The organism is Chromatocurvus halotolerans (assembly GCF_004340525.1).
Classification (GTDB): Bacteria; Pseudomonadota; Gammaproteobacteria; order Pseudomonadales; family Halieaceae; genus Chromatocurvus; species Chromatocurvus halotolerans.
Genome location: NZ_SLWX01000007.1, coordinates 150,511 through 175,200, shown reverse-complemented (window position 1 = coordinate 175,200; position 24,690 = coordinate 150,511). Strand labels below are relative to the sequence as shown.

Sequence of the window (24,690 nt, the reverse complement as noted above, 5' to 3'; positions counted from 1 at the left end):
CTCAGACATCCCGCGAACTGACGCGACCGCGTCCGGCCTTGAGCCGGGCGCGGTGGGTTTTTCCGTCAAGCCGCCGTTTTTTCGATGCCAGCGTGGGCCGGGTGGCAACGCGCTTCTTGCGCGGGATGCTGCTGCGGCGAATCAGCTCTGCAAGGCGTTCCAAGGCATCTTCCCGATTGCGCGCCTGGCTGCGGAAACGCTGCGCCTTGATCGTCACCACTCCCTCGGCCGTAATGCGATGATCACGTCTTGCCAGCAGGGCGCTGCGATAGGGCTCGGGCAGCGAGGAGGACTGGCTGTCGAAGCGCAGGTGAATTGCCGTGGACACCTTGTTGACATGCTGGCCACCAGCGCCCTGCGCGCGGATCGGCACCAGCTCGATTTCCTCAAGGGGGATGGCAATCTGTGGGTTTATCTGCAGCATGGGAAAATTGTAGCAGACAACGTGCAAACGGCGGAAAGATACGGATGCGAACGCCGGTTGATGAGGATAGAGTAAGCACTGGTTTCCCCGATCACCGAGGCTGCCGAACAACGGCATCGACACCTATGCAGGGACTGCAATACCTACCGAATATCCTTACGGGAATGCGACTGGTCATGGCAATTCCGATTGCCCTGCTCATTCTTCGCAACGACTACGCCTGGGCGCTGGGGCTGGGCATTGTCGCCGGTGTCACTGACGCCCTTGACGGTTTTTTTGCCCGGCGCCTGGATGCACACTCCGCGCTCGGCGCAGGGATGGATGCCGCGGCGGACAAGCTGCTCATGGTCTGCGTTTTTCTGTCACTGGCAAGCGTTGGCCTTCTGCCCTGGTGGCTGGCTGCCATCGTCGTGGGCCGCGACGTGATCATCGTGCTCGGTGCGGGCGCGTATCGCCTGCTGATTGGCCCTTTCGATTTCGCACCCACGGTTCTCAGCAAGGTCAACATGGGGGTTCAGGTTCTGTACCTGGTCGCCGTGCTGGCAGATGCGCTGGTTTCGGTATCCCCGCCTGCCCTTGATTCCGCACTCGCCGTTCTGGTGGCACTGGTGGCCGTCGCCAGCGGAGTGCACTACGTGCTCTCATGGTCCCGGCGCGCGGTGAATGCACGCGGAACAGTCGAGGGCAAATGAGCCAGGAACTGCGCATACTGACCTACAATATCCACAAAGGTTACTGTACGGGCAACCGCCGCTTTGTGCTCAACGCCATGCGCGAACGGCTGGAGAACACCGAGGCGGATATCGTTTTCCTGCAGGAAGTCCATGGTGCGGCGGACAAGAGCGCCCTGAAGCAGCAGCAGCTGACCTACCCCGAGCAGCCACACTTCGAATTTCTCGCCGATCGCGTCTGGCCGCACTACGCCTATGGCCGTAACGCGATCTACCGGAAAGGGGATCACGGCAACGCCATCCTCAGCAAGTTTCCCTTCACCGCCTGGGAAAACATCGACGTGTCGATTTTTCCGCGCTCAAGCCGCAGCATTCTGCACGGCGTCATCGACATGCCGGAAACCGGCGTTCGACTGCATGTGCTGTGTGTTCACCTCGGGCTGCTGGAGCAGGAGCGCCGGGAGCAGCTGCGCGCCCTCACCCGTCGTATTGACGAGCACGTGCCGCGGGACGAGCCCATGATCATCGCCGGAGACTTCAACGACTGGCGACAGCGGGCAGAGCGCCATCTGCACGATGACCTGGGCCTTGAAGAGCTGTTCATGCATCTGCATGGCGCCCACGCCCGCACCTTTCCCGTGTGGGCACCGATGTTCCCGGTTGACCGGGTGTATTATCGGGGTCTGACGCCTGTCCGGGCCGAGCGGCTGGCGGATGGGCACTGGCGGGATCTTTCAGATCATGCAGCGCTGCATGGGGTGTTTGGTGTGCCGGGGGATTGACTCCCGGCAATGGCATTGGCGCAGGAAAGTCTGCCAGGCCTTCCGTGAGAGCAAATGCTTAGCGGTCGATGTCCGGGGCTTTCCAGCCCGGTGGTGGCGCCCGACGTTCAACCGGCGTGATCGGAACTGTGAACCCCGCGTCAGACCCGTTCATGAACATGCGTCGCTCGGCTATACGCCAGCCCCCATCGGTTCGGACAATTCGATCCCGGTACTGCCCATAGATAGTGGCGACGGAACCGTCATCCCGCTCATGCCAGGCCATAACGTAGCTGATCACGTTCGCCGCGTCCTCGCCGTCGAAAGCGAATCGCACATTCGACAGGTGATGTGAGGTGCGCGACCAGCGCCACATGCGCTCAAGTGAGCCTGCAAGCGCCGATGCCCCTCTGGACTGCAATCGAGGATCCTCGCCATAGACCACGACACAGTCAGGGGTGAAGAGAGCCGCGAGAGACTGGAGCTCCATACGGTCGAGATACAGACAGTAATCTACAAGAAGGTCGTGCATCTGTTGCCGGTCAGCGGACTGGCGCAGCTGCTGCGCTACGCGTGTCTCTGGATCTTGCTGATCAGGATGCACGAATTTTTAAGTCTTTGATATTTAAAGGATTTATGGAGGCTCGGGTCGGAATCGAACCGGCGTTGACGGATTTGCAATCCGCTGCATAACCACTCTGCCACCGAGCCTGTAATCTGGAGATGTTGGAGCGGGAAACCGGGTTCGAACCGGCGACCTCAACCTTGGCAAGGTTGCGCTCTACCAACTGAGCTATTCCCGCATTCCCGAGAGGCGCCTATTCTAGGGGTTGATCACAGGGAGTCAAGGCGTTTTGACTCTTCATCGCGGGCGCGGATCACCCGCGCTGCCGCGCGCAGGTACGCCATCATGGACCACAGCGTCAATATGGCGGCGCTGTAGAGCAGCACGTAGCACACTCCGAGCAGCCAGCCAGCGTCGCGGCTGGGATTGACCGCAAGCAGACCGATCACGGCAATCATCTGCAGCGCGGTTTTCACCTTGCCGACGTAGCTTACGGCAACGGAGGTGCGCTGACCGAGCTCCGCCATCCACTCGCGCAGTGCGGAAACGACAATCTCCCGGCCGATGATGACGCAGGCTGCCAGGGTAAACAGTATTGTATCGTGGCGCTCCACCAGCAGAACCAGCGCCACGGAGACCATGAGCTTGTCTGCCACAGGGTCGAGAAAGGCGCCAAAGGCCGTCATCTGACCCAGCCGCCGGGCGAGGTAGCCGTCAAACCAGTCGGTGACCGCCGCCAGCGTAAAGATACCGGCTGCGACCAGCCAGTGTCCCTGAAACGGCACGTAGAACACCACCACGAGCACCGGGATCAGAAGAATACGCATCAGCGTCAGCGCATTGGGGATATTGATGGGCAAGCCTGTACCTCTGTGTCTCTGGAAACCGATTCAGTCACTGACGCTGTGCAGGTGGTCGTAGATCTGCTGCGCCATGGTAGCACTGATACCCGGTATTTTTTTCAGTTCACCCACGCTCGCGTTACCAACGCCAGAGGCACTTCCGAAGTGCCTGAGCAGTTCTCTGCGCCGCTTCGCGCCCACACCGGGGATACTCTCCAGCTGTGACGTCCTACGCGTCTTGTCACGCCGTGCACGATGCCCGGTGATTGCGAAGCGGTGCGCCTCATCGCGTATATGCTGAATCAGGTGCAGCGCCGCGCTGCTGCCGGGGAGCTGCAGTTCGACGCCGCTTTCACCCATGATCAGGGTCTCGAAACCCGCCTTGCGTGTCGTTCCTTTCGCGACGCCCACCACCTGCACGCCCGCGACACCAAGATTGTCGAGCACATCCAGCGCCTGCTTCACCTGGCCCTTGCCGCCGTCGATAAAGAGGATATCCGGTAACGCGCCCTCTCCGTCGGCGAGACGCTTGTAGCGCCGTGTCAGTGCCTGCTCCATGGCCGCGTAATCATCCCCGCCTGTCACATCAGCAATGTTGAAGCGGCGATAATCGGATTTTTTCGGGCCGGACGCGTCAAACACCACACAGGATGCGACAGTGGCCTCACCACTGCTGTGACTGATGTCAAAACACTCCATGCGCTCGGGCAGGGACGTCAGCTCAAGGACCTCCTGCAGGGCCTGCAGCCGTTCCTGGGTGCTTTTTTTGCCCGCAAGATGCGCCTGCAGGTTCGTTTCCGCAGTCTGCTGCGCCAGCTGCAGCCAGCGCGCCCGCGCCTCGCGCACCTTGCTGCGTATCCGGACCCTGCGCCCGGCATGCCGGGAGAACGCTTCGGCGATGGCGTCGGCATCGTCTATCGTGGCATTCACGAGAATTTCATTCGGAATGGGCCGGTTGTCGCCACCCAGGTAAAACTGCGGCAGGAAGGCCGCCAGCACGGCGTCCGGCGTCTCATCAAGCTTTAGCGGCGGATACCAGGTTTTGCTGCCAAGAACACGGGCCCCGCGAACAAACAGCACCTGCACACAGGTCTGTCCACCCGCCACCACGGCGGCGAGAATATCGAGATCGCCACTGCTGCCCTCGATACCCTGCGTCGCCTGCACGTGCTGTAGCTGACGCAGCTGGTCGCGCAGCACCGCCGCGCGCTCATAGGCGAGCTCAGACGCCGCGCGCTCCATGTCATCGGCCAGTCGCACCATCAGTTCCTGATTCTTGCCCTGCAGGAACATGACGGTATTCTCGACCTGCTGGGCATATTCCTCCGTGCTGACGAGATCGACGCATGGGGCGCTGCAGCGATCAATCTGATGCTGCAGGCAGGGACGCGAGCGATTGCGGAAGTAGCTGTCGCGGCACTGGCGCACCTTGAACACCTTCTGCAGAAAATGCAGCGACTGCCTCACCGCGCCGGCGCTGGGATAGGGGCCAAAGTACTGCCCCTTGCGCCGCTTTGGGCCACGGTGCAGCGCCAGTCGGGGAAACCGATCCTCAGACGACAGAAAGATGTACGGATAGGTTTTATCGTCCCGCAGCAGAATATTGTACGGGGGCCGATGGCTCTTGATCAGGTTGTGTTCGAGCAGGAGAGCGTCCACCTCCGTTGACGTGACGGTAACCTGTATATCCGCGATACGATTGACGAGCGCAACCGTCTTGCTATTGAGTCCGCGATTGCGGAAATAACTCCCGACACGACTGCGCAGGTTCCGCGCCTTGCCAACGTAGAGCAGGCGGCCATCGGCGTCATACATCTGGTAGACACCGCAGCGGGTTGTCAGGCTCGACAGGAATGCGCTGGCGTCAAACGCGGTCACGCGGCAGCACCATAGATGCGCGGCTCGATTTCAAGCTTGCACCCGAAGCGACGGCGCACGGATTGCTGGATGCGCCCCGCAAGATCGAGCACAGCGCTGCCTGAATTGCTGCCCTGGTTGATCAGCACCAGCGCGTGACCCCCATGCACGCCCACGCCACTCTGCGTGTACCCTTTCCATCCACAGGCCTCGATCAGCCAGGCCGCCGGGATTTTCGTGCTCCCATCGGCAAGACGGAACACGGGCATGGACGGGTTCTCCTTCATCAGGGCTTCCGCCTGCGCCGACGTCACCACCGGATTCTTGAAAAAGCTACCAACGTTGGGCATCAGTGAAGGATCGGGCAAGCGTGCGCGACGCAGCTCAACCACCGCCTGATGCACCTCACTGGCCGTAACCTCGTGCCCGTCAGCCTTTACGTAATCCGCCAGCGCTGCATAGGACAGATTGGGCTGCTCGCTGCGCCGCAGGGTCATCTCTACAGCCGTGATCACACAGCGGTCTCGCAGCGCTCCCTTGAAGATGCTGTCGCGGTAGCCGAATGCGCACGCCGCGGCACTCAGGCGATGCATGCTGCCACTGTCGATGTCCACGACCTCCACGCAATCGATGAACTCGGACAGCTCCACACCATAGGCGCCGATGTTCTGTATCGGCGCCGCGCCTACCGTGCCCGGAATCAACGCCAGGTTCTCCAGGCCGTAAAAGCCCTGGTCGAGGGCCCAGACCGTCAATGCATGCCAGTTTTCGCCGGCCGCCACGCGCAATCCGACGTGCTCGCTGCCCTCGCTGATGATCTCGCGGCCGAGGCCGCGATAGCGCAGCACCAGCGCATCCAGATCGCCGGCCAGCACGACATTGCTGCCTTCCCCCAGCACCACCACGGGAAGCTGGAGCGAACGCGCCTCGTCAAGGACGTCGCGCAATCCAGCCTGCGTATCCGGCGTGCGCAGAAGCGTCGCACTGGCGCGAAGACGCAGTGAATTCAGGGCCTGCAGGCCTGCCCGCTCAGCCAAGGTCGCGCTCCAGGCGATCCAGCAACGCGTCGCTCGCTGCCTCGACAAGATCCAGGACGTGGGCAAAACCGTCGTCTTCGCCAAAAAAGGGGTCGGGAACCTCGTCGACGCCGAGCTGCGGTGCCCACTTGAGAAACAGGCCAAGCTCACCGCTGAAGCCTGCACCGGCGCGCTGGCGAACCTGCCGCAGGTTGTCCTTATCCATTGCCAGAATAAGGTCAGAATCCTGGAAATCCGAATCGCGCAGCTGGCGCGATCGCAGCGCCGAGAGGTCATAGCCACGTAACGCCGCAGCAGCCGCTGCGCGCGCGTCCGGTGGCTCGCCCTGGTGAGTCCCCAGGGTACCGCAGGAATCGACGTCGACCGCCGCCGCGAAACCCCGCGCTTCGAGCTTGCGGCTGAACACCGCCTGGGCCGTGGGTGATCGGCAGATATTGCCGAGACAGACAAAAAGAATACGCATGACAGTCCTCAGTTCGTGTTGCTTGCCGCGCACAGCCGGCGCACAGCGTCCAGGTCTGCCGGTGTATCCACCCCGGCAGGAACCCGCTCGCGGGCCGGTGCCACGTGCACGATCTCGCCGTGGTGCAGCGCTCGCAGCTGTTCCAGCTGCTCGAGGAGTTCAGCGGGCGCCTGCGGCCAGGCAACGAAGCGGCGCAGGAAACCCGCGCGATAGGCATATAGCCCGATATGCCGCTGCCAGTGACCCACCGGATAACGCTGCAGCGCATCGGGGTTCTTAAGATCCAGTCCGCGCGGATAGGGAATGGGCGCACGGCTGAAGTAGCGCGCAAAGCCCCGGACATCACTCACCACCTTGACGGCGTTGCTGTCGAGCAGGCTGGCAACATCGGTCAGGGGCTCGGACAAGGTGGCCATGCCAGCCTCGGGGGTATCCGCCAGATTGGCCGCCACCTGGTTGATGACTGCCGGTGGCACCAGCGGCTCATCGCCCTGCACATTGACGACAACGGCACTGTCGGCAAGCCCGCGGCTCTGTACAACCTCCTGCAGACGATCTGTGCCTGAAGCGTGCTCGCTCGCCGTCATGCAGACCTGAGCGCCCCACCCGCGCGCCGCCTCTGCGATCCGTTGATCATCTGTGGCAATGATCACCTCGTCCGCCTCGCTTCGCAGTGACTGCTCCCACACGCGCTTTAGCATCGGTTTGCCGGCAATGTCCAGCAGCGGCTTGCCGGGCAGTCGGGTCGATGCGTAGCGCGCCGGTATAATGACTGTGAAAGACATCGGTGGCTTATTCCTGCGCTGTCGGGAGAGTGGCCAGCCGTGCGACCCGCTCGAGAAGTTCCTCCGGCAGCACGGCGGTAATTTTCAGGAACCAGGCGTTCGATTCCACGAACTCCTCGCATTTTACCGCGTCTTTCTCGGTCATGATAATGGGCAGACCCTGCAGCCGGTTGAAGTCCGTGGCGACGAAGGCGTAGTGGTCCGGGTAGGGACGCTCGCAAACCTGCATACCGAGACCGCGCAGACTGGCAAAGAACCCCGCGGGATTGCCAATGCCCGCTATCGCCTGCACCCGTTGCCCGGCAAACGCATTTCCCTCCCGGGTTTCCCCCGTCCTGATATTCACGAATCCATCGATCTGATAGCGGAAATGCCGCGCGGGAATCGCACTGTCACGCTGCAGAATCCAGTCACAGCCCTCGAGCCTCGCCGGCGGGTCGCGCAATGGGCCCGCGGGCAGCAATCGTCCGTTGCCGATGCCCATCGTTGCATCCAGCAGCACGATTTCGAAGTCTCTCTCCAGCGCCAGATGCTGAAGTCCATCGTCGCTGATCACCAGATCAGGCGCCTGCCACTGCAGTAGCTCTCTCACCGCGTCTGATCGGCGCGGCGATATCACCAGCGGGCAGGCCGTCTGCCGCACGATCATGAGCGGCTCATCGCCGCAGTCACGCCAGTGGCTGTCGGGCAGCACCCGGCGCGGAAAGCGGCCTGGACTGGCCCCGTAACCGCGGCTGACAACGCCAACGCGCAGGCCCCGCGCCCGCATCCCGGCGGCGAGGGCACTGACCACGGGTGTCTTGCCGGTGCCGCCCACGCTGATATTGCCCACCATCACCACAGGTACCGGGCTGCGATAGGTAGCACGCCAGCCCCGCTTGAACAGCTGGCGGCGCAGGTACAGCACAACGCGGTGCAGGAAAGACAGCGGAAGCAGCAGGCGGAGCCAGGCCGCGTCCGTACGCCACGCGGCCTGCAGTATCATGGATGCCCGGTTCAGCAGGCCGCTCGGGGAGTCGGCCCCGTCCTCATCGTGCATCGGGAGCGGACTGCAGTGTGGCGATGCCGAGACGGGCAAAGCCCATCTGCCCCGCGGCGTCCATGGCTCTCACGACATAGCGATGCGCGGCGTCGGCATCTGCCGAGATCAGCAGCGGCAAGGTCGTATCTCCCTGCGAATACTGGTAGATCGCCGCCTGCAGCGTGCGCACGCGGTTGTCGACCAGCCCCTGCCCGTTCACGCGGTAGCTACCCGCTTCATCCACAAGGATCTCGATCTGCCGCGGCTCACTGTCCGCCGGAACCCCCGTGGCCTCCGGCAGGTCTACCGTCAGCCGTGTCTCCCGCGTAAACGTGGTCGACACCATAAAGAAAATCAACAGCAGAAAAACCACATCAATCAACGGCGTCAGGTTGACGTTGAGATCCTCGCGGCGCTGGCGGCGGAACTTCACTTATGGCCCACTAGTCCGACCTGTCGCCGGCATGCAGGGCATCCACCAGTTTGATGGCTTCCTGCTCGAGTCCAATAACGATTTCGTCGATACGCCCGGTGAAGTACCGGTGCATGACCAGGGCCGGTATGGCGACGGTGAGACCGGCAGCGGTGGTGATGAGCGCTTCTGAAATACCGCCCGCGAGCGCGCTGGCATTGCCGGTGCCGCGTACCATGATCTCGGCGAAGACACGAATCATGCCTACCACGGTGCCCAGCAGGCCAAGTAGCGGTGCAATGGCGGCAATGGTACCGAGAGTGTTGAGGTAGCGCTCGAGGTCATGAATCACGTGTGCCGCCGCTTCTTCGATACTCTCTTTCATCACGTCCCGCCCGTGATGCGAATTGAGCAGACCCGCAGCGAGGATGCGGCCCAATGGCGATGCCTTGCGCAACTCTGTGAGTGCGCTGGCGTCCATGTCACCCGCGTTCAGTCGCTTCCACACCGAGGCCAGCAGGTGGGGTGGGGATATCCGCCTCGGGTTGAGCGTGTAAAAGCGCTCCAGGCAGATCGCGATTGCAATCACTGAACTGGCAATGATGATGATCATCAGCCATCCACCGGCTGTGACGAGTTCCAGCACTCTGTTGCTCCCTGACCGCGTTTGCCGCGCATTATACGCAGTCTGCACGCTGCTGCGACAGAGAGTCAGTCGATAGCGGGATTCAGGCAGGAGGCTTCCAGAATGGCGCGTAGCCGCCGCGGGTGGGGATCACTTCCAGCTCGCCCTCGTTGCTCACGCGAAATACCAGTGCACCCTCGCGCGCCGTGGTGCGGATATCGATGCCACGCGCCATCAGCCTCGCGATCACCTCCGGGTGTGGATGGCCGAAGGGGTTTGCCCGGCCGAAGTTGAGAACAACGCCGCCGGGATTCACCGCTCGTAGCCAGGCAGCCGTTGTGGAGCTCCCGCTCCCGTGATGGGCTGCCAGCAGCCAGTCGGCGCGCAGGGCCTCGCGCCAGTAAAGCACCAGCTCACGCTCTCTCGCAGCACTGATGTCGCCGGGGAGGAGAAACCCGAATCCAGCCAGGTCCACCTGCAGGACGCAGGAGGCGTCGTTGGCGCTGCGACCGACACCATCAGCGCCTGCCAGAATGCGAAAGCGGATGCCGCTGGGCCATGCCCATGCCGTTCCGGTGCGGCATGGGACACCGCCCGCTGTCCCCGGAATTGTCTGGCCATAGAGCAGTTCGCCAACCGGCATGGCGTCAATGAGTGCCTGTGTACCCGCGCTGTGATCGCGATCAGCGTGGCTAACGACCAGCGTATCGACCGCATCAATGCCTCGGTGGCGAAGAAAAGGCAGCAGCGCGACAGCGGCCGTGGTGTAGCCACCTGGCTCACCGCCCCCCGTGTCATAGACCAGGGCGCGACGCCCGTCGCTGACAACGACAGAGGTCCCCTGCCCGACATCCAGCACCACAAGCTCCGGGCGCGGTTCGGGGAGCGGAGCTGCCTCCCGCAGAAGCAGAGGCAGGAGCAGGCATGCCACGGCGGCTTTCAGGGAAAACGGCAGGGGCATACCCAGCAAGGCCGCTGCCACCAGGGCGTTCAGGGCGGCGTAAGTGCCGCCGCGCAACGCGCGGTACCGCATGATGGACTCCTGCTCGGCGAGGAGGGTATCCGCCAGCGAAAGCAGTAACTCTATCAACGCCAACGCTGCGCTCCACAGGTACTCGGCTGTTGCCGACGACAGCGGGTCCGCAAGACTGGCCAGCAGCGTCAGGGGCACAACCAGCAAACCAACAACGGGCACGGCAACGGCGTTCGCTGCCGGGGCAATCACACTGCCACCGCCAAACCACCAGGCGGTGAGTGGCAACATGGCCAGGCAGAGGTACCCATGCACGCGGAGGCCGGCCGTTAACGGCTGGCGCCGCGGCTGCCAGGCAAGGAACCAGAGCAACGCACATACCGCACCGAGACTGAGCCAGAAACTGCTGCTGACCAGCGCCAGCGGCTGCATGAGCACCAGCACCAGGGCGGCAAATAGCAAGGTGTGTACCTTCAGCGCGTCGCGTCCGAGGGCGAAGGCCACAATCACTCCAGCCAGCATAGCCAGAGCACGCACCGTCGGCAGGCTGAACCCGGCAAGCGCGGCGTACATCAACGCTGACGCCAGTGCCAGAATCCCCGGCAGCTGACGCCACTGCGCACCCGCGCGGGCGAGAGACACGCCGCGCGCCAGTACTCTACCCACGACCGCACCTGCCCCGGCCGCCAGAGAAACGTGCAGCCCTGAAATAACGGCCAGATGGACAACGCCGAGTTCCCTGAACAGCGACCAGTCGTGGTGAGTGATGCCGTGGCGGACACCGACAGTCAATGCGACGAGTACGCCTTTGCCGCGTGCACTGCCTGGCAGGGATTCCATGGAGCGCTGCAGCCCCGCCCGGACAACGTGATGGCGATAGCGCCAGGGCAGCCCCCTGTCTTCCAGTGCGATGCGCCTGACGCTGCCTGTTGCCTGAATACCGTTGACGGCGTACCAGGATTCCCGGTCTGCGCCACCCGGATTGGCGAGACCCCAGGGCACGCGAAGTCGGCCAGCAAACTCCCCGTACTGTCCCGGCGCAATATCGGTATTCCCGTAGTAGCTCAGCCGCACCCGGGCGGGCCCGGCACAGCGGGCGGGCTCCAGCGCAGACACGTCCAGCAGAAAGCGTTGAACCGGCTGCTCGCCGAAGGCCGTGGCCGTCTCAGGAACGGAAGCGACGTAGCCCCGCAGGACGACCGGTTGTCGCTCGCATTCGGACGGCAACCACCTTTCCTGCACATGCGAGCCACCCGCCGTCGCCCAGGACACCCCGAGCAGCAGCCCAGCGAAGAAGGCGCGCATCGTCCCCTGCAGAAAAAGGCAGGCCGGCAGCAAAAGAAGTGGCAATCCGGCGGTCGGCAACAGCGACGGCGATGCGGCTACCAGCGCGACGCCCACGCAGACGCCGGACATCGGAGGCAGCAGCCGGAATGCAGTCGGAATGGCGTAGAGTCGCCGCCGGCGTCGATGGTAAAACATTACATCACTGCAGTGTCCAATAACGATAGACTCTGCACTGAAGCATGCTCGGCGGGTCGATAACACACCCTTTTCAGTCTGGTTGGATATGGTCAAGAAGAGACTGCGAAAAGTCATTCCGAACGCCTCAGACCTGCGCAGGAGCGGTGCGCTGAAGCCGTTTGGCGAGTGGATTTATGCCAGCAACTACTGGCACCTGAATCGCTATTCCGCATCCATGGCGTTCTTCGTCGGACTTTTCGTCGCCTTCCTGCCAATTCCCGGACAGATGCTTGTCGCCGCGCTTCTCGCTATCAGGCTGCGCTGCAATCTGCCCCTGTCCGTGGCGCTGGTGTGGGTCAGCAATCCGCTAACGGCGCCGCCGCTGTTCTACCTCGCGTACCGCCTTGGCGGACTGCTCATTGACCGCCCACTGACAATACCTCCCGGCACCGAAGAGACGGCCTTTGACCTGTACTGGCTTTTCGCAAAGATAGGAACGGTGTGGCCTCCCCTGCTTCTGGGCTGCCTTCTACTGGGGCTGTTCGCAGGGAGTGTCGGCTATTTCGTGATCAGCAACATCTGGCGCTGGCGCGTCGGGCGTGACTGGCGCCGACGACAGCACAGTCGCACGGCTACGACTCCTGCTGCAGGACCTCGGCGGGTGCAAGGCGGGCCGCGCGCAGCGCCGGGTACAGTGCCGCCATCAGGCACAGAACCAGCGCCGCAGCGGATACCAGCGCAACATCCTGAACGCGCAGATCCACCGGAATGAAGGACACAGGGTAGACATCGGTGGCCAGCAGCCGCGCACCCATAAGACGCTCGGCACCCCCAACGGCCGCCGGAACCGCGAGGCTGAGTGCGCCCCCCAGACATCCACCCAGTATTCCACCCGCCAGGCCTATCAGCCCGCCCTGACAGAGAAAAATTGTCGCGATGTCTCCCGGCGTCGCGCCCAGCGTGCGCAGAATTGCGATATCTCCCTGCTTGTCGATGACAACAAGAACAAGCGACGACACCACATTGAAGGCAGCGACACCGATAATCGACAACAGCAGCAATGTAATCAGTTGCCGGGAAAGCTGGATGGCCGCGTACAGATTGCCATGTGTCATGGTCCAGTTGGTAAGGTAGTAACCAGGGGGCAGGCTTGCCGCGAGCTCACGCCCAAGTCCTGAGACCCCGAAAATGTCCCTGGTGTGCAACCGATACCCGCTGGGCGCCCCTTCCAGACCTGCCAGCGAGGAGCCTGCCGCCAGTGATACGACGGCCAGGCTCTCATCGAGCTCGGTTCCGGTGCGCAAGAGCCCTTTGACGGTAAAGACCCGCGTCCGGGTGGACGTGACGCCCCGCGCGCCGGCTGCCACGGGCACAAGCAGCGTCAGGCGCTGGCCGGTATCGATGCCGAGACGCTCTGCGAGTGGTGCACCGAGCAGCATTCCATCCTCATCGCCACCGAGAAAGTCAGTTCCCGCTGTGCCCCCCGCCATCGCCTGCAGTTCCAGCCCTTCGGCGGTCGCAAGCCCAAGCCCGACAACTGCCTCGACGCGCCGTTCCCGCATGAGAAGCCCCTGAAACTGCACGAACGGACTTGCCGCGAGCACGTCGGGATTTGCCAGAAGCCGTTCCGCGATCGGATCCGCCGGGGCCACGCCGTTTACCGCGTGGACCGTGATGTGTGGCACGAGGGAGAGGATTCGCTCGCGCATTTCACGGTCGAAGCCGTTCATGATGGACAACACGGCCAGCAGGACAGCCACCGCCAGCACCAGACCCAGCATCGCCAGCCTCGACATGAATGACGACAGTTGGCCGCCGCCACTGCTGAAGGTGTAGCGCAGGGCCAGCGCGATGCGATCAGCTCCGCGCATGTAGCGGCGGGTAAAGCCCCGAGTCGCGCAACTCGAGCGTCCGATGCATGCGTGCAGCGATTTCCGGATCATGAGTGACAACAATAAAGGCGGCACTGTCCTGGCCCAGCGCGTCAATCAGCGACAGAATCTGCTGACTGGCGGCGGGATCGAGATTACCGGTGGGCTCGTCCATCAACACGCAGTCGGGCGTGGTGACCAGGGCTCGCGCTATTGCCACCCGCTGTCGCTCGCCACCCGACAATGCTCCCGGCCGATGGGTGAGTCGATGGTCCAGACCCACACGTTTGAGCATATCCGCAGCCATTCGCATGGCATTCTTGCGCCTCGCGCCACCGATGATGAGAGGCATTGCCACATTCTCCGCAGCCGTGAACTCCGGCAGCAGATGGTGAAACTGATAGACAAAGCCCAGGCGCCGGTTGCGCCACAGGCAGCGCTCGCGCTCGCGCATCGCCGCCACATTCCTGCCTGATACCAGAACCTGCCCCTCACTGGGTGCATCGAGCCCCCCGAGCAGGTTGAGCAGCGTGGATTTCCCGCTGCCCGAGGCACCGATGATAGCCAGCGTCTCTCCCGGATTGAGGGTCAGCTCGACACCCTGAAGAACCCGGATGATACGGTTTCCATCATTGAACTCCTTGCCGAGGCCGAGACACTGAAGAACGGGTTCAGGCATAGCGAAGCACCTCCGCCGGCGCAATCCTTGACGCGCGCCAGGCAGGATACAGCGTGGCAATTGTTCCAAGCGCCAGAGAGGCCAGCACCACGGTCAGGACGTCGCTCCATTCCAGAACGGCCGGCAGTGCACTGATGAAGTACACGTCGGGATCAAACAGCACGGCACCGGTCAGTGCTTCCACCCAGCGCGTCAGCTCGGCAATATTCAGGGACAGCACTACGCCAATGACACCGCCGGTGGCGACTCCCAGCAGCGCCAATGACAGCCCGTGGATAATGAAGATGGTCATGATACCGCGGGCATCGGCCCCCAGCGTGCGGAGAACGGCAATATCCCCCCGCTTTTCCGCCACCGACATGACCAGTGTGGAGACAATGTTGAACGCCGCCACCGCCACAACGCTCAACAACAGCAGCGCGACAGTGATTTTTTCCATACGCACGGCACGGAACAGCGAGCCCTGCGTCTGGCTCCAGTCAATGGCATTTACCCCTGGGCCGAGGCGCTCTCCCACCTCGCGCATGATGCCCGGCGCAGCAAACAGGTCGTCAGTGCGGACCTGCAGTCCGGACACGGCGCCGTCGCGGCTCAGGAGGCGCTGTGCGGTGTCGAGCGATACGTAGGCCTGCTCCGCATCCTGCTGCGCGCCCACCTGAAAAAGACCAACGACAATCAGCCGTTTACTGCGGGGAAACGCGCCGAGTGGGGTGACCGTGAGGTGAGGCAGGGTCACGACGACCGTGTCGCCAACGCCCACACCCACCATGCGGGCGAGTGATGTACCCAGGACAACGCCAAAGGGCTCCGTCTCAATGGCCGCGAGGCGCCCCGCAACCAGGGTGTTCGCCACCTGCGACACGCGCGCCTCATCCGCAGGAGAAATGCCGAACAGCCGCGCACCCTGCAGGGAACTCCCGGCGCCGAGCAGTACCTGCTCACGCAGGAAAGGCGCCACCGCCACCACCCCAGGCATCCCACCCACCCGCTGCATCGGTTCCGCCCAGTGCCTTGCCGCGTCATCGTCCAGAAAATTCACATAACCGTGTGGAACCAGCGAGAGAATGCGATCACGCAACTCCGCGGCAAAGCCGTTCATGACCGAGAGAACAACAATGAGACTGGCGACACCCAGTGCCATGCCGAACATGGAGATAACGGAAACAAGCGCCGTGAAACGGTTGCGTTTGCGACTGAAGCTGTAGCGATAACCAATGAAAAGCGGGTAAATCGACCCGTTCACACGCGCTTATGTCTTGTCGGCGTCATAGAACGAGGTCCGCGTGACGTCACTGCGTCTGCCGTTGTCGGCATCCCGCGTCTCGTCTTCACAGCGCTGTGGATTGCCACCGCAGATTTCGCAGGACTGGTCGATGCCGATGGCGCCAATACCACCACAGGAGCCCTTGATCGGGGCCCTGCCGGCCATGACGCCGACAGCCATGATTGCCATGACCGTCGCCATCATCAGAAATGTTGCCAAAAACGCCAAAAGCATAGCTAACTCCGTCGTGTTACTCACTTGTCATCGTGCCGAATCGCGCGCTGAATGCCGGTGACACCACACTCTTCACGCCATCGCCATTACGCACCATGAGATAGACTGCAAGGTCGTTGGCCTCGGCGAGACGCATGGCCTCTTCCGGCCCGGCCACGCTGAGCGCCGTCGCCCAGCCATCTGCCATCATACAGTGTTCATGCAGCACCGTCACAGAGACCAGATTGTGGGTTACCGGATATCCCGTTCGCGGGTCAAGGGTGTGTGAATAGCGCACCCCTTCGTATTCGAAGAAATTCCGGTAGTCACCCGATGTGGCAACGGCGACGTCCTCGAGTTCCAGTGCCTCCGCCACACCGCGCTGTCCGGGTACAGGCTCTTCGATAGCGATTCGCCAGGCGTCGCCCCGTGGGCTGACACCGGACACACGCATCTCACCGCCCACTTCCACCAGAAAGTCGGACAGCCCCTTTTTCTCCAGGATTTCCGCTATGCGGTCCACCCCGTAGCCCTTTGCAATGGACGAAAAATCCAGCTGCACGGGTTTGCGTCGGGCCAGCGTGCTGCTGTCGCCATCCCACACCAACGCGTCCTGCCCCACACGCGCCATTGCCTCTGCCACCTGATCTGCAGTGGGCATTCTCCAATCGGCCTCACTGCCCGCCCCAAAGCCCCAGAGGTCTACCAGCGGACCTACCGTGACATCATACGCACCGTCCGAACGCTCACCGATAGCCAGCGCGGCAGTCAACACGTCGCCGAAAGACGATGAGACCCCGCTCGTCTCACCAATGTTACTGGCGTTGAAGCGGCTGATTTCCGAGTCCGCCATATAGGTCGACATGCTGCCATTAACGGCCTCGAGAACCGACTCGATGTCGACCTTTACACGAGAGGGACTGACGCTCCCCGTGTAGGTAACGTTCCAGGTGGTGCCCATTGTGGCACCCTGCAGTTTATGCGTCCGGACCGACTCCTGGCAGCCCGCCACAAAAACCAGAACCGCAAAAAAAAGCCACCGGCAACGGTGGCTTTTCCCGACCCTGACAGGGCGATCAGCCACCGAAGTCGTCCAGCATGATGTTCTCCGGCTCCACGCCGAGATCGGTGAGAAGCTTGACACAGGCCGCATTCATCATTGGCGGACCACACATGTAGAACTCACAATCCTCCGGGGCCGGGTGATCCTTCAGGTACCGATCATAAAGCACGTTGTGAATAAACCCGGTGTCGCCCGTCCAGTTGTCCTCGGGCTGCGGATCCGACAGCGCTACGTGCCAGGTGAAGTTCTCATGTTCCTCTGCCAGCTTGTCGTACTCCTCGACATAGAACATTTCCTTGAGGGATCGGGCGCCATACCAGAACGTGATCTTGCGCTTGCTGTTGAGGCGCAGTAACTGGTCGAAGATATGTGAGCGCATCGGCGCCATACCCGCGCCACCGCCGATGAACACCATCTCATTATCGGTTTCCTTGGCAAAAAACTCGCCAAAGGGTCCGTACACCGTGACCTTGTCACCCGGCTTGAGATTGAACACCCAGGATGACATCTTGCCCGCCGGGATGCCTTCACTGCCGGGGGGCGGCGTCGCAATGCGGATATTGAACTTGACGATGCCCTCCTCTTCCGGGTAGTTCGCCATGGAATAGGCACGAATCACGGGCTCTTCAACCTTCGACACCACCTTGAAAAAGCCGAAGCGCTCCCAGTCGCCGCGATACTCCTCGTCGATGTCGAAGTCCTCGTAACGCACCTCGTGAGGTGGGCACTCCAGCTGAACGTAGCCACCGGCGCGGAACTCGACATTCTCCCCTTCCGGCAGCTTCAGCGTCAGTTCCTTGATGAAGGTCGCCACGTTGGGATTGCTTATTACCTCGCACTCCCACTGACGCACACCGAAGACCTCTTCCGGGACCTCGATTTTCATGTCCTGCTTGACCGCAGTCTGGCAGCTCAGTCGCCAGCCCTCTGCGGCATCGCGACGGGAAAAGTGAGACTCCTCGGTGGGCAGCATGGCGCCGCCGCCCTCCTTGACGATGCATTTGCACTGGGCACAGGTGCCGCCACCACCGCAGGCTGACGCCAGGAACAGCTCCGCATCCGACAGTGTCTGCAGCAGCTTGCCACCCGCGGGCACGGTAATGGTCTTCTCGCCGTTGATTTCGATCGTCACGTCGCCACTGCTGACCAGTCGTGTGCGCGCGAAAAGAATCACCAGCACCAGTGCGAGGACGATCGCCGTGAACATGGCGACGCCAAACACAATTGTCATATCCATTCAGATTTCCTCGCTATACCGCAGCTACAGATCAATACCGCCAAACGACATGAAGCCGAGTGACATCAGCCCCACAGTGATAAACGTTATGCCGAGACCCTGCAACCCATCCGGCACATCACTGTACTTGAGCTTCTCGCGAATGCCGGCCAGCGCCACGATAGCGAGGGCCCAGCCCACACCGGCGCCTGCGCCGAAGACCACGCTCTCGCCGAAATTGTAGTCGCGCTCCACCATGAACAGAGAGGCGCCGAGAATGGCGCAGTTCACCGTGATCAGCGGCAGGAACACACCGAGTGCGTTGTAAAGTACCGGCACGTACTTGTCGAGAAACATCTCGAGAATCTGGACCAGCGCCGCGATGACGCCAATGTACGAGAGCAATCCCAGAAAGCTGAGATCGACATCCGGCAGTCCGGCCCAGGCCAACGCGCCATCGGCCAGAAGATAATTGAATATCAGGTTGTTCACCGGGACCGTAATGGTCAGAACGACAATCACGGCAATGCCGAGTCCCAGCGCGGCGGAGATCTTCTTGGACACGGCCAGGAAGGTGCACATGCCGAGAAAGAACGCCAGCGCCATGTTCTCGATAAACACGGCACGGATAAACAGGCTCAGATAGTACTCCATTACACGCCCTCCTTCGCCGTGGTGTGGGCGGAGATCTGGAAGTCCGGCTCCTCAACCTGCTTCTTGTCCCAGCTTCGCAGCGCCCAGATAAAGAAACCGATCAGGAAGAACGCACTCGGCGGGAGCAGCAGCAGCCCATTGGGGTTGTACCAGCCGCCTTCGGTGACCAGGGGCAGTATTTCGATGCCCATGAGTTTCCCGGCACCGAACAGCTCGCGCACAATGGCAACTGCAATCAGCACGACAGAGTAGCCCAGCCCGTTGCCAACCCCATCGACGAAACTCGGGAGTGGCGGATTCTTCATGGCGTAGGCTTCGGCACGCCCCATCACGATGCAGTTGGTAATGATCAGCCCAACGAAAACCGACAGCTGCTTGCTGATGTCGTAGGCAACGGCCTTGATAACCTCGTCCACCAGAATCACCAGCGAGGCGATGATGGTCATCTGGACGATGATGCGGATACTGCTGGGAATCTGGTGGCGAATCAGCGAGATGAAGAAATTCGAGAACGCGGTGACGAAGACCAGCGCAACGCACATGACCAGTGTCACCTTGAGCGACGAGGTCACCGCCAGCGCACTGCAGATACCGAGAATCTGCAGTGCAATCGGGTTGTTGCGGAGTATGGGTGTCGTCAGTGTTTCCTTGATGCCCTGCATGTCAGGCGTCCCCCGTTTTCAGGTTATTGAGGAAAGGTTTGAAGCCTTTTTCTCCCAGCCAGAACTGCACCAGATCGGTGACGCCGCGACTGGTGAGCGTGGCACCGGACAACCCGTCGACCCGCCACTGTGCGTCGGGGCTGGACGAGTCGACGCTGCCCTTGGCCAGGGCGATGGCCGGCTCGCCGTCGCGGTAGACTTTCTTGCCGGGCCATTGGGCTTTCCAGCGCGGATTGTCGACTTCGCCACCGAGCCCCGGCGTTTCTCCGTGCTCGTAGAAGCCCAGCCCCGCTATGGTATTGATGTCGGACTCCAGTGCGACAAAGCCATACAGCGTTGACCAGAGCCCATACCCATGTACCGGCAGAATAATCTTGTCGAGACCGTCACCGTCCGGCGCCTCCACGAGGTAGACTTCGACAAAGTGGGCCTGGCGACCGATGCCTGCCCGATCCTCTTTGTCGCTAAGGTCGGTGGACAGTTGCGGGTTCTTCGACGCTTTCTGCTGGTTGTAGCCCGCCGGCACGTCTTCGGCAAACCCGCCCGTCCGCAGGTCGACATAGCGCGGCTGAATACGCTGGAACAGTTCCTCAACCGTCTTGCCCTCTTCCAGCAGACCCGCTGCCTGCAGAATGTTGCGCTTGCGGTCGAGGTCGCGATTGGCCTGCTGGGCAGGCTTCAGCAGTACTGCGGCGGTGGATACCACCACCGAGCAGACAATACACAGGGAAAACGCCACCGTGATGATTTTCTTGATGCTGTCGTTACTGGACACGGGCAATCCTCCGCTTGATGTTGCTCTGCACAACAAAATGATCCATGAGTGGTGCAAACAGATTCGCGAATAGAATAGCTAGCATCATGCCTTCCGGAAAAGCCGGGTTGACAACCCGGATAATGACCGCCATCACCCCGATCAGTATCCCGAAAGCCCAGCGCCCACCGTTGGTCATGGCTGAAGACACGGGGTCTGTGGCCATGAAAAACATGCCGAACGCAAAGCCGCCCACCACGAAATGCCAATACCAGGGCATGGAAAATGCGGGATTGGTGTCCGAACCCACGAAGTTGAGGAAGGTCGAGAAAATGAACATCCCGAGGAACACCCCGGCGACAATCCGCCAGGACGCGATGCGCGTTAGCAGCAGGGCGGCGCCGCCGATCAGGATGGCGAGAGTCGAGGTTTCCCCGATGGATCCGGGAATCGCGCCGATGAAGGCATCCATCCAGGAATACTGCGCCTGCAGCCCCGCCATACCTTCAGAGGCAACAACGCTGAGCGGCGTGGCCCCGGAGTAACCGTCGACCGCTGTCCACACAGCGTCGCCGGAGAGCTGCGCCGGGTAGGCAAAGTACAGAAACGCGCGGCCTGTCAGCGCCGGGTTGAGGAAATTCTTCCCGGTGCCACCAAACACTTCCTTGCCGATAACAATGCCGAAGCTGATGCCGAGTGCCGCCTGCCACAGAGGCAGATCAGGCGGGCAGATCAGCGCAAACAGAATGGACGTGACGAAGAAACCCTCGTTGACTTCGTGCCCGCGCTTGATGGCAAACAGCACCTCCCAGAACCCGCCAACGATAAACGTCACGGCGTAAATGGGCAGGAAGAAAAGCATACCGAACCAGAGGCAGTGCCAGATACTGCTGGCATCATAACCACCAAACGTCTCGATCAGGGTGCCACGCCAGCCATCGATGCTGCCACCGGTAGCGGCAAGCACGTCGTTGGCCTGAAAACCAAGGTTGTACATGCCATACAGCATGGCCGGAAACACCGACATCCAGACCGTGATCATGATGCGCTTCAGATCAATGCCATCGCGGACGTGTGCGGTGCTGCGTGTCACGCTACCCGGTGAGAAAAGAAAGGTATCCACCGCTTCGTAGAGCGGGTAGAAACGGCTGAATCGTCCCCCGTCCTGAAACTGGGGTTCCACATTGTCAAGCATGTTGCGCAGGCCCACGTCAGCCCTCCTTCTCTATGCGTGTCAGATTGTCCCGAAGAATCGGTCCATACTCATACTTGCCGGGACAGACGTAGGTGCAGAGTGCGAGATCTTCCTCATCCAGTTCCAGTGCACCCAGGGATTGCGCTGTTTCGGTGTCGCCGACGATAAGCGCACGCAGGAGCTGCGTGGGGAGAATGTCCATCGGCATCACTTTCTCGTAGCTGCCAACCGGCACCATGGCGCGTGGACTGCCATTCGTGGTGGTAGTCATGGGCAGCGCTCCGCCTGTGCCGAGAAAGCTGCTCAGGTAAATACTCAGGTTGGAGTGTCTTCTGCGGCCCGGTGACAGCCAGCCAAAGAGCTCGCGCTGTCGGCCCTCGCCAATCACGGTGACCTGATTGTGGTAGCGCCCGAGGTAGGCTGTCGCACCATTGACACCACGGCCGCCCAGGACGGACCCGGAAATAACCCGGTTGTCATCACCCTGCATCTCGCCGGCGACCAGCGCCTCGAGATCGGCTCCCACTCGGGTGCGAAGCAGCCGCGGGTTCTCGACCTGGGGACCGGACAGCGCTACTACCCGATCCGTGTAGAGTCTGCCATCCAGGAACAGGCGCCCTATCGCAATGACGTCCTGATACCCGATTGTCCACACTGGCTTTTCCATCGTCACGCCGAGCAGCATGTGTATATGGGTGCCGGCAAGGCCTGCGGGGTGCGGTCCGGCGAACTCGGCGCGTTGAATCGTCTGCGCACTGCCCGAGGGCATCTGGGCACCCGGTGCGGTGCAGACATAGGTGGCGCCCTGCGTCTGCCCTGCAAGCAGGTCGAGGCCCAGTGCAAAGGCGTCGGCCTGTTCGGCGATGATAACGGCGGGATCTGGCGCCAGCGGATGGGTATCGATGGCTGTCACAAAAATTGCCGCCGCTTCCGCGTTCGTGGCGGGTACCTTGCTGAACGGACGCGTGCGCAGCGCCGTCCACTGTCCGGAGCTGACCAGTCGCTCACGTACCGCGGCAGCGTCGAGGCCACGAGCGGTGTCGGCGGTCATTGGGTCAACACTGACGCTGTCATCCCCGTCAAGATCAATAACGACTGACTGCAGAACCCGCCTTGCGCCACGATTGATCGCCGCCACCCGACCGCATCCGGGTGCGGTGTAGATAACGCCCTCCGTTTTCTTGTCGCTGAACAGCAGCTGCCCCGTGACGACGCGGTCCCCTTCGGCGACCTCCATCGTCGGTTTCATGCCGGGGTAATCAAACCCGACGATGGCGACGGCCCGGGCGGCCGGCGCATCATGAATGGCTTGTTCTGGACTGCCCGCGATGGGAATGTCCAGCCCCCGTTTGATCTTGATCATGCGACCTGCCTGCAAAAGCGTCTAGTGTAAGGGCTTACCGGGTAATGTGGTGCCCGGTAGTGCTGCGCCGGGCAATCGATGACATGGCGGCGAGAGCGGGCCTGGGCTGCGTCTGGCTGTTCATCCGCAACGGTAGCGGGCGGACGAAAAGGCGTCTGCCGCGAGTCGGGCGTATTATAGACAAACGCACCCGCGTGCGCCACTCCGCGGGCTTGCCCGGCGCTGTGTTTTTCGAGGCTTACACGGCAACGAGGCGACCCGACGCGGCGCTCAGGATTCTTTCGGAAACACCAGATAGTCGATCCCGGCCATATGCTCGAGAATGCGGTGCACCTGACAGCTGTAGCCGAACTCGTTGTCGTACCACAGGTAGACCACAGCCTGCGTGCCATTGACGATTGTCGCCTGGGCATCGAAGACACAGGCACTTCTGGAGCCGACAAAGTCTGACGAGACCACCTCCGGCGAATTGGAATACTCGATCTGCTTGCGCATGGAGGAATGCAGTGCGACATGGCGCATGTGCTCGTTGAGTTCATCGACCGTGGTTTCACGCCCCAGTGTGAGGTTGAGAATCGCCATGGAAACGTTCGGTATGGGGACGCGAATGGCGTTACCCGTCAGCTTGCCTTCCAGCTGCGGCAGCGCCTTGACCACCGCCTTTGCTGCGCCGGTTTCTGTCAGCACCATATTCAGCGCTGCGCTTCGACCGCGCCGGTTGGCACTGTGGTAGTTGTCGATCAGGTTCTGATCGTTGGTGTAGGCATGCACGGTTTCCACGTGCCCGTTGACGATACCGAACAGATCATCGAGTGCCTTGAGAGGCGGCACGATCGCATTAGTGGTGCATGAGGCCGCGGAAACGATACGGTCTTCGGGCGTCAGGACCTCGTCGTTGATGCCGGCCACAACATTCTTGATGTTGCCTTTGCCCGGCGCGGTGAGAATCACTTTCGACACGCCTTTGGCCTTCAGGTGTCGGGACAGGCCCTCCTCGTCCCGCCATACCCCCGTATTGTCCACGATGATGGCATCTTCAATACCGTATTCGGTGTAATCGATGGTTTCGGGGGCATCCGCATAGATCACCTTGACCTCGTTGCCGTTGGCCACGAAGGACTGCCGCTCCTCGTCGACGCGAATCGTGCCGTCGAAAGCGCCATGCACGGAATCCCGGCGCAGCAGACTGGCGCGCTTGACCAGATCGTTCTCCGCCTTGCCCTTGCGCACCACAACGGCCCGCAGTCGCAGCCCGTCACCACCGTCGGTCTTGTCGATAAGAATGCGCGCCATGAGACGGCCAATGCGACCAAACCCGTAAAGAACCACGTCAACCGGCTTTTCCACCGGCTTGGCGGTGCTGCCAATGAGATCCGCCACTTCGCTGCGCACGTAGGTTTCCAGACTCTGGCCGTCTCCCTGGCGTTTGTCGAAGTAATCGACGGTGAGACGGCCTATATCGATATGCGCCGGGCCAAGATCGAGGCTGGCGAGAATACTGAGCACGCGGTGGGTTTCAAACTCCGAGAGCTCGTTGCCCTCTACCTGGCGCACGTAGCGGTGTGCCTTCATGATTTCCAGCACGGAGCGGTTGACCAGTGCCCGACCGTAGACATAGCACTTCACGTTCTTTTCCCGTGCCAGTGAGCCCACCATGGGGATCATGCTCTCGGCGAGGGCCTCACGCTCTTTCCAGTCGCGGAAATAGTCGTCTGGACGTGGTCTCTTGCGATCGTTCACGGCAGTACCCTCGCTTGGCAGCATAAAATCGCGGGCATTATCCCCGCCCGGGCCGCCCGCCGCAATACGATACCCCGAAGCCCGTGCACTTCTTCACACTGCCATGATTGGAGCCT

The 24,690-nt window shown here is 61.7% G+C and carries 25 protein-coding genes, 2 tRNA genes and 1 pseudogene; 3 read left to right on the top strand and 25 right to left on the bottom strand.

Annotation, left to right across the window (positions count from 1 at the left end):
* Position 1: 1 nt before the first annotated feature.
* A complete protein-coding gene (gene arfB / locus EV688_RS10175) occupies positions 2–424 on the bottom strand; it encodes an alternative ribosome rescue aminoacyl-tRNA hydrolase ArfB (RefSeq protein ID WP_117317834.1) in 423 nt (140 codons plus the stop codon).
* Between the two features lie 44 nt (positions 425–468).
* Between arfB and EV688_RS10170 the strand changes: the two genes are divergently transcribed.
* Positions 469–1,116, top strand: a complete 648-nt coding sequence (locus EV688_RS10170; protein WP_117317832.1) for a CDP-alcohol phosphatidyltransferase family protein — start codon at positions 469–471, stop codon at positions 1,114–1,116.
* Positions 1,113–1,877 (top strand): endonuclease/exonuclease/phosphatase family protein, encoded by a 765-nt coding sequence (locus EV688_RS10165; RefSeq protein WP_117317830.1) that lies wholly within the window; start codon positions 1,113–1,115, stop codon positions 1,875–1,877. The genes EV688_RS10170 and EV688_RS10165 overlap by 4 nt, the downstream gene beginning before the upstream one ends.
* 58 nt (positions 1,878–1,935) lie before the next feature.
* Here EV688_RS10165 and EV688_RS10160 read toward each other — a convergent pair whose 3' ends face one another.
* The 12 genes from EV688_RS10160 to EV688_RS10110 all read right to left on the bottom strand — a co-directional run bounded on the left by EV688_RS10160 (position 1,936) and on the right by EV688_RS10110 (position 11,918).
* Positions 1,936–2,460 carry a nuclear transport factor 2 family protein gene (locus tag EV688_RS10160; protein WP_276309873.1) on the bottom strand — a complete coding sequence of 175 codons (525 nt, stop codon included), beginning with the start codon at positions 2,458–2,460 and terminating at the stop codon, positions 1,936–1,938.
* Between the two features lie 33 nt (positions 2,461–2,493).
* Positions 2,494–2,567: transfer RNA gene (locus EV688_RS10155), tRNA-Cys, on the bottom strand.
* Between the two features lie 16 nt (positions 2,568–2,583).
* A tRNA-Gly gene (locus EV688_RS10150) sits at positions 2,584–2,659 on the bottom strand.
* A 31-nt stretch (positions 2,660–2,690) separates the two neighbouring features.
* On the bottom strand, positions 2,691–3,275 hold the full coding sequence (gene pgsA / locus EV688_RS10145; RefSeq protein ID WP_117317896.1) for a CDP-diacylglycerol--glycerol-3-phosphate 3-phosphatidyltransferase: 585 nt from the start codon (positions 3,273–3,275) through the stop codon (positions 2,691–2,693).
* 36 nt (positions 3,276–3,311) lie between these two features.
* Positions 3,312–5,141 carry an excinuclease ABC subunit UvrC gene (uvrC, locus tag EV688_RS10140; protein ID WP_117317826.1) on the bottom strand — a complete coding sequence of 610 codons (1,830 nt, stop codon included), beginning with the start codon at positions 5,139–5,141 and terminating at the stop codon, positions 3,312–3,314.
* The gene (murB, locus tag EV688_RS10135) at positions 5,138–6,157 is read right to left on the bottom strand and encodes a UDP-N-acetylmuramate dehydrogenase (RefSeq protein ID WP_240624358.1); all 1,020 of its coding nucleotides are present in this window, start codon (positions 6,155–6,157) and stop codon (positions 5,138–5,140) included. The genes uvrC and murB overlap by 4 nt, the downstream gene beginning before the upstream one ends.
* Complete coding sequence (locus EV688_RS17710; protein WP_240624357.1) at positions 6,150–6,620, bottom strand: low molecular weight protein-tyrosine-phosphatase; 471 nt, start codon at positions 6,618–6,620, stop codon at positions 6,150–6,152. The genes murB and EV688_RS17710 overlap by 8 nt, the downstream gene beginning before the upstream one ends.
* A gap of 8 nt (positions 6,621–6,628) precedes the next feature.
* Positions 6,629–7,405 (bottom strand): 3-deoxy-manno-octulosonate cytidylyltransferase, encoded by a 777-nt coding sequence (gene kdsB / locus EV688_RS10130; protein ID WP_117317822.1) that lies wholly within the window; start codon positions 7,403–7,405, stop codon positions 6,629–6,631.
* Positions 7,406–7,412: 7 nt separating this feature from the next.
* Entirely contained in the window at positions 7,413–8,444 is a 1,032-nt protein-coding gene (lpxK, locus tag EV688_RS10125; protein ID WP_240624356.1) for a tetraacyldisaccharide 4'-kinase, read from the bottom strand.
* The gene (locus EV688_RS10120) at positions 8,434–8,859 is read right to left on the bottom strand and encodes an ExbD/TolR family protein (protein ID WP_117317820.1); all 426 of its coding nucleotides are present in this window, start codon (positions 8,857–8,859) and stop codon (positions 8,434–8,436) included. The genes lpxK and EV688_RS10120 overlap by 11 nt, the downstream gene beginning before the upstream one ends.
* A 10-nt stretch (positions 8,860–8,869) precedes the next feature.
* Entirely contained in the window at positions 8,870–9,484 is a 615-nt protein-coding gene (locus tag EV688_RS10115; RefSeq protein ID WP_117317818.1) for a MotA/TolQ/ExbB proton channel family protein, read from the bottom strand.
* 82 nt (positions 9,485–9,566) lie between these two features.
* Entirely contained in the window at positions 9,567–11,918 is a 2,352-nt protein-coding gene (locus EV688_RS10110; RefSeq protein WP_162883904.1) for a DNA internalization-related competence protein ComEC/Rec2, read from the bottom strand.
* An 88-nt stretch (positions 11,919–12,006) separates the two neighbouring features.
* On the opposite strand from EV688_RS10110, the pseudogene EV688_RS10105 reads away from it, so the two are divergent.
* A pseudogene (locus tag EV688_RS10105) lies at positions 12,007–12,450 on the top strand (DUF2062 domain-containing protein); the annotation flags it as partial.
* An 82-nt stretch (positions 12,451–12,532) separates the two neighbouring features.
* Here EV688_RS10105 and EV688_RS10100 read toward each other — a convergent pair.
* From EV688_RS10100 to EV688_RS10045, 12 genes are all read right to left on the bottom strand, one after another.
* Positions 12,533–13,771, bottom strand: a complete 1,239-nt coding sequence (locus tag EV688_RS10100) for an FtsX-like permease family protein (RefSeq protein ID WP_117317814.1) — start codon at positions 13,769–13,771, stop codon at positions 12,533–12,535.
* A complete protein-coding gene (locus tag EV688_RS10095) occupies positions 13,758–14,450 on the bottom strand; it encodes an ABC transporter ATP-binding protein (protein ID WP_117317813.1) in 693 nt (230 codons plus the stop codon). Before EV688_RS10095 ends, EV688_RS10100 begins: the two co-directional genes overlap by 14 nt.
* Positions 14,443–15,693, bottom strand: a complete 1,251-nt coding sequence (locus tag EV688_RS10090) for a lipoprotein-releasing ABC transporter permease subunit (protein ID WP_240624355.1) — start codon at positions 15,691–15,693, stop codon at positions 14,443–14,445. Before EV688_RS10090 ends, EV688_RS10095 begins: the two co-directional genes overlap by 8 nt.
* Positions 15,694–15,699: 6 nt before the next feature.
* The gene (gene nqrM, locus EV688_RS10085; protein WP_117317811.1) at positions 15,700–15,948 is read right to left on the bottom strand and encodes a (Na+)-NQR maturation NqrM; all 249 of its coding nucleotides are present in this window, start codon (positions 15,946–15,948) and stop codon (positions 15,700–15,702) included.
* A gap of 16 nt (positions 15,949–15,964) precedes the next feature.
* Positions 15,965–16,888: an FAD:protein FMN transferase gene (locus EV688_RS10080; protein WP_205686628.1), complete on the bottom strand. Its 924-nt coding sequence runs from the start codon at positions 16,886–16,888 to the stop codon at positions 15,965–15,967.
* Positions 16,889–17,003: 115 nt separating this feature from the next.
* Positions 17,004–18,227 (bottom strand): NADH:ubiquinone reductase (Na(+)-transporting) subunit F, encoded by a 1,224-nt coding sequence (gene nqrF / locus EV688_RS10075; RefSeq protein WP_117317807.1) that lies wholly within the window; start codon positions 18,225–18,227, stop codon positions 17,004–17,006.
* 24 nt (positions 18,228–18,251) lie between these two features.
* Positions 18,252–18,860 (bottom strand): NADH:ubiquinone reductase (Na(+)-transporting) subunit E, encoded by a 609-nt coding sequence (gene nqrE, locus EV688_RS10070; RefSeq protein ID WP_117317805.1) that lies wholly within the window; start codon positions 18,858–18,860, stop codon positions 18,252–18,254.
* Positions 18,860–19,522, bottom strand: coding sequence for an NADH:ubiquinone reductase (Na(+)-transporting) subunit D (locus tag EV688_RS10065; protein WP_117317803.1), 663 nt, complete (start codon positions 19,520–19,522; stop codon positions 18,860–18,862). The genes nqrE and EV688_RS10065 overlap by 1 nt, the downstream gene beginning before the upstream one ends.
* A gap of 1 nt (position 19,523) precedes the next feature.
* On the bottom strand, positions 19,524–20,297 hold the full coding sequence (locus tag EV688_RS10060) for a Na(+)-translocating NADH-quinone reductase subunit C (RefSeq protein WP_117317801.1): 774 nt from the start codon (positions 20,295–20,297) through the stop codon (positions 19,524–19,526).
* The gene (locus EV688_RS10055; protein ID WP_117317799.1) at positions 20,287–21,486 is read right to left on the bottom strand and encodes an NADH:ubiquinone reductase (Na(+)-transporting) subunit B; all 1,200 of its coding nucleotides are present in this window, start codon (positions 21,484–21,486) and stop codon (positions 20,287–20,289) included. The genes EV688_RS10060 and EV688_RS10055 overlap by 11 nt, the downstream gene beginning before the upstream one ends.
* 1 nt (position 21,487) lies before the next feature.
* Positions 21,488–22,834 (bottom strand): Na(+)-translocating NADH-quinone reductase subunit A, encoded by a 1,347-nt coding sequence (locus tag EV688_RS10050; RefSeq protein WP_117317797.1) that lies wholly within the window; start codon positions 22,832–22,834, stop codon positions 21,488–21,490.
* A 270-nt stretch (positions 22,835–23,104) separates the two neighbouring features.
* Complete coding sequence (locus EV688_RS10045; RefSeq protein ID WP_117317795.1) at positions 23,105–24,598, bottom strand: glyceraldehyde-3-phosphate dehydrogenase; 1,494 nt, start codon at positions 24,596–24,598, stop codon at positions 23,105–23,107.
* Positions 24,599–24,690: the final 92 nt, after the last annotated feature.

Coding starts and splice junctions, on each gene's coding strand:
- EV688_RS10100 (WP_117317814.1), bottom strand. CDS start 13,771: ATGCGCGGAGCTGATCGCATCGCGCTGGCCCTGCGCTACACCTTCAGC.
- nqrF (WP_117317807.1), bottom strand. CDS start 18,227: ATGGATATGACAATTGTGTTTGGCGTCGCCATGTTCACGGCGATCGTC.
- EV688_RS10050 (WP_117317797.1), bottom strand. CDS start 22,834: ATGATCAAGATCAAACGGGGGCTGGACATTCCCATCGCGGGCAGTCCA.
- kdsB (WP_117317822.1), bottom strand. CDS start 7,405: ATGTCTTTCACAGTCATTATACCGGCGCGCTACGCATCGACCCGACTG.
- EV688_RS10045 (WP_117317795.1), bottom strand. CDS start 24,598: ATGCTGCCAAGCGAGGGTACTGCCGTGAACGATCGCAAGAGACCACGT.
- EV688_RS10095 (WP_117317813.1), bottom strand. CDS start 14,450: ATGCCTGAACCCGTTCTTCAGTGTCTCGGCCTCGGCAAGGAGTTCAAT.
- EV688_RS17710 (WP_240624357.1), bottom strand. CDS start 6,620: ATGCGTATTCTTTTTGTCTGTCTCGGCAATATCTGCCGATCACCCACG.
- EV688_RS10110 (WP_162883904.1), bottom strand. CDS start 11,918: ATGTTTTACCATCGACGCCGGCGGCGACTCTACGCCATTCCGACTGCA.
- arfB (WP_117317834.1), bottom strand. CDS start 424: ATGCTGCAGATAAACCCACAGATTGCCATCCCCCTTGAGGAAATCGAG.
- nqrE (WP_117317805.1), bottom strand. CDS start 18,860: ATGGAGTACTATCTGAGCCTGTTTATCCGTGCCGTGTTTATCGAGAAC.
- EV688_RS10165 (WP_117317830.1), top strand. CDS start 1,113: ATGAGCCAGGAACTGCGCATACTGACCTACAATATCCACAAAGGTTAC.
- EV688_RS10065 (WP_117317803.1), bottom strand. CDS start 19,522: ATGCAGGGCATCAAGGAAACACTGACGACACCCATACTCCGCAACAAC.
- EV688_RS10170 (WP_117317832.1), top strand. CDS start 469: ATGCGAACGCCGGTTGATGAGGATAGAGTAAGCACTGGTTTCCCCGAT.
- lpxK (WP_240624356.1), bottom strand. CDS start 8,444: ATGCACGATGAGGACGGGGCCGACTCCCCGAGCGGCCTGCTGAACCGG.
- EV688_RS10080 (WP_205686628.1), bottom strand. CDS start 16,888: ATGGGCACCACCTGGAACGTTACCTACACGGGGAGCGTCAGTCCCTCT.
- nqrM (WP_117317811.1), bottom strand. CDS start 15,948: ATGCTTTTGGCGTTTTTGGCAACATTTCTGATGATGGCGACGGTCATG.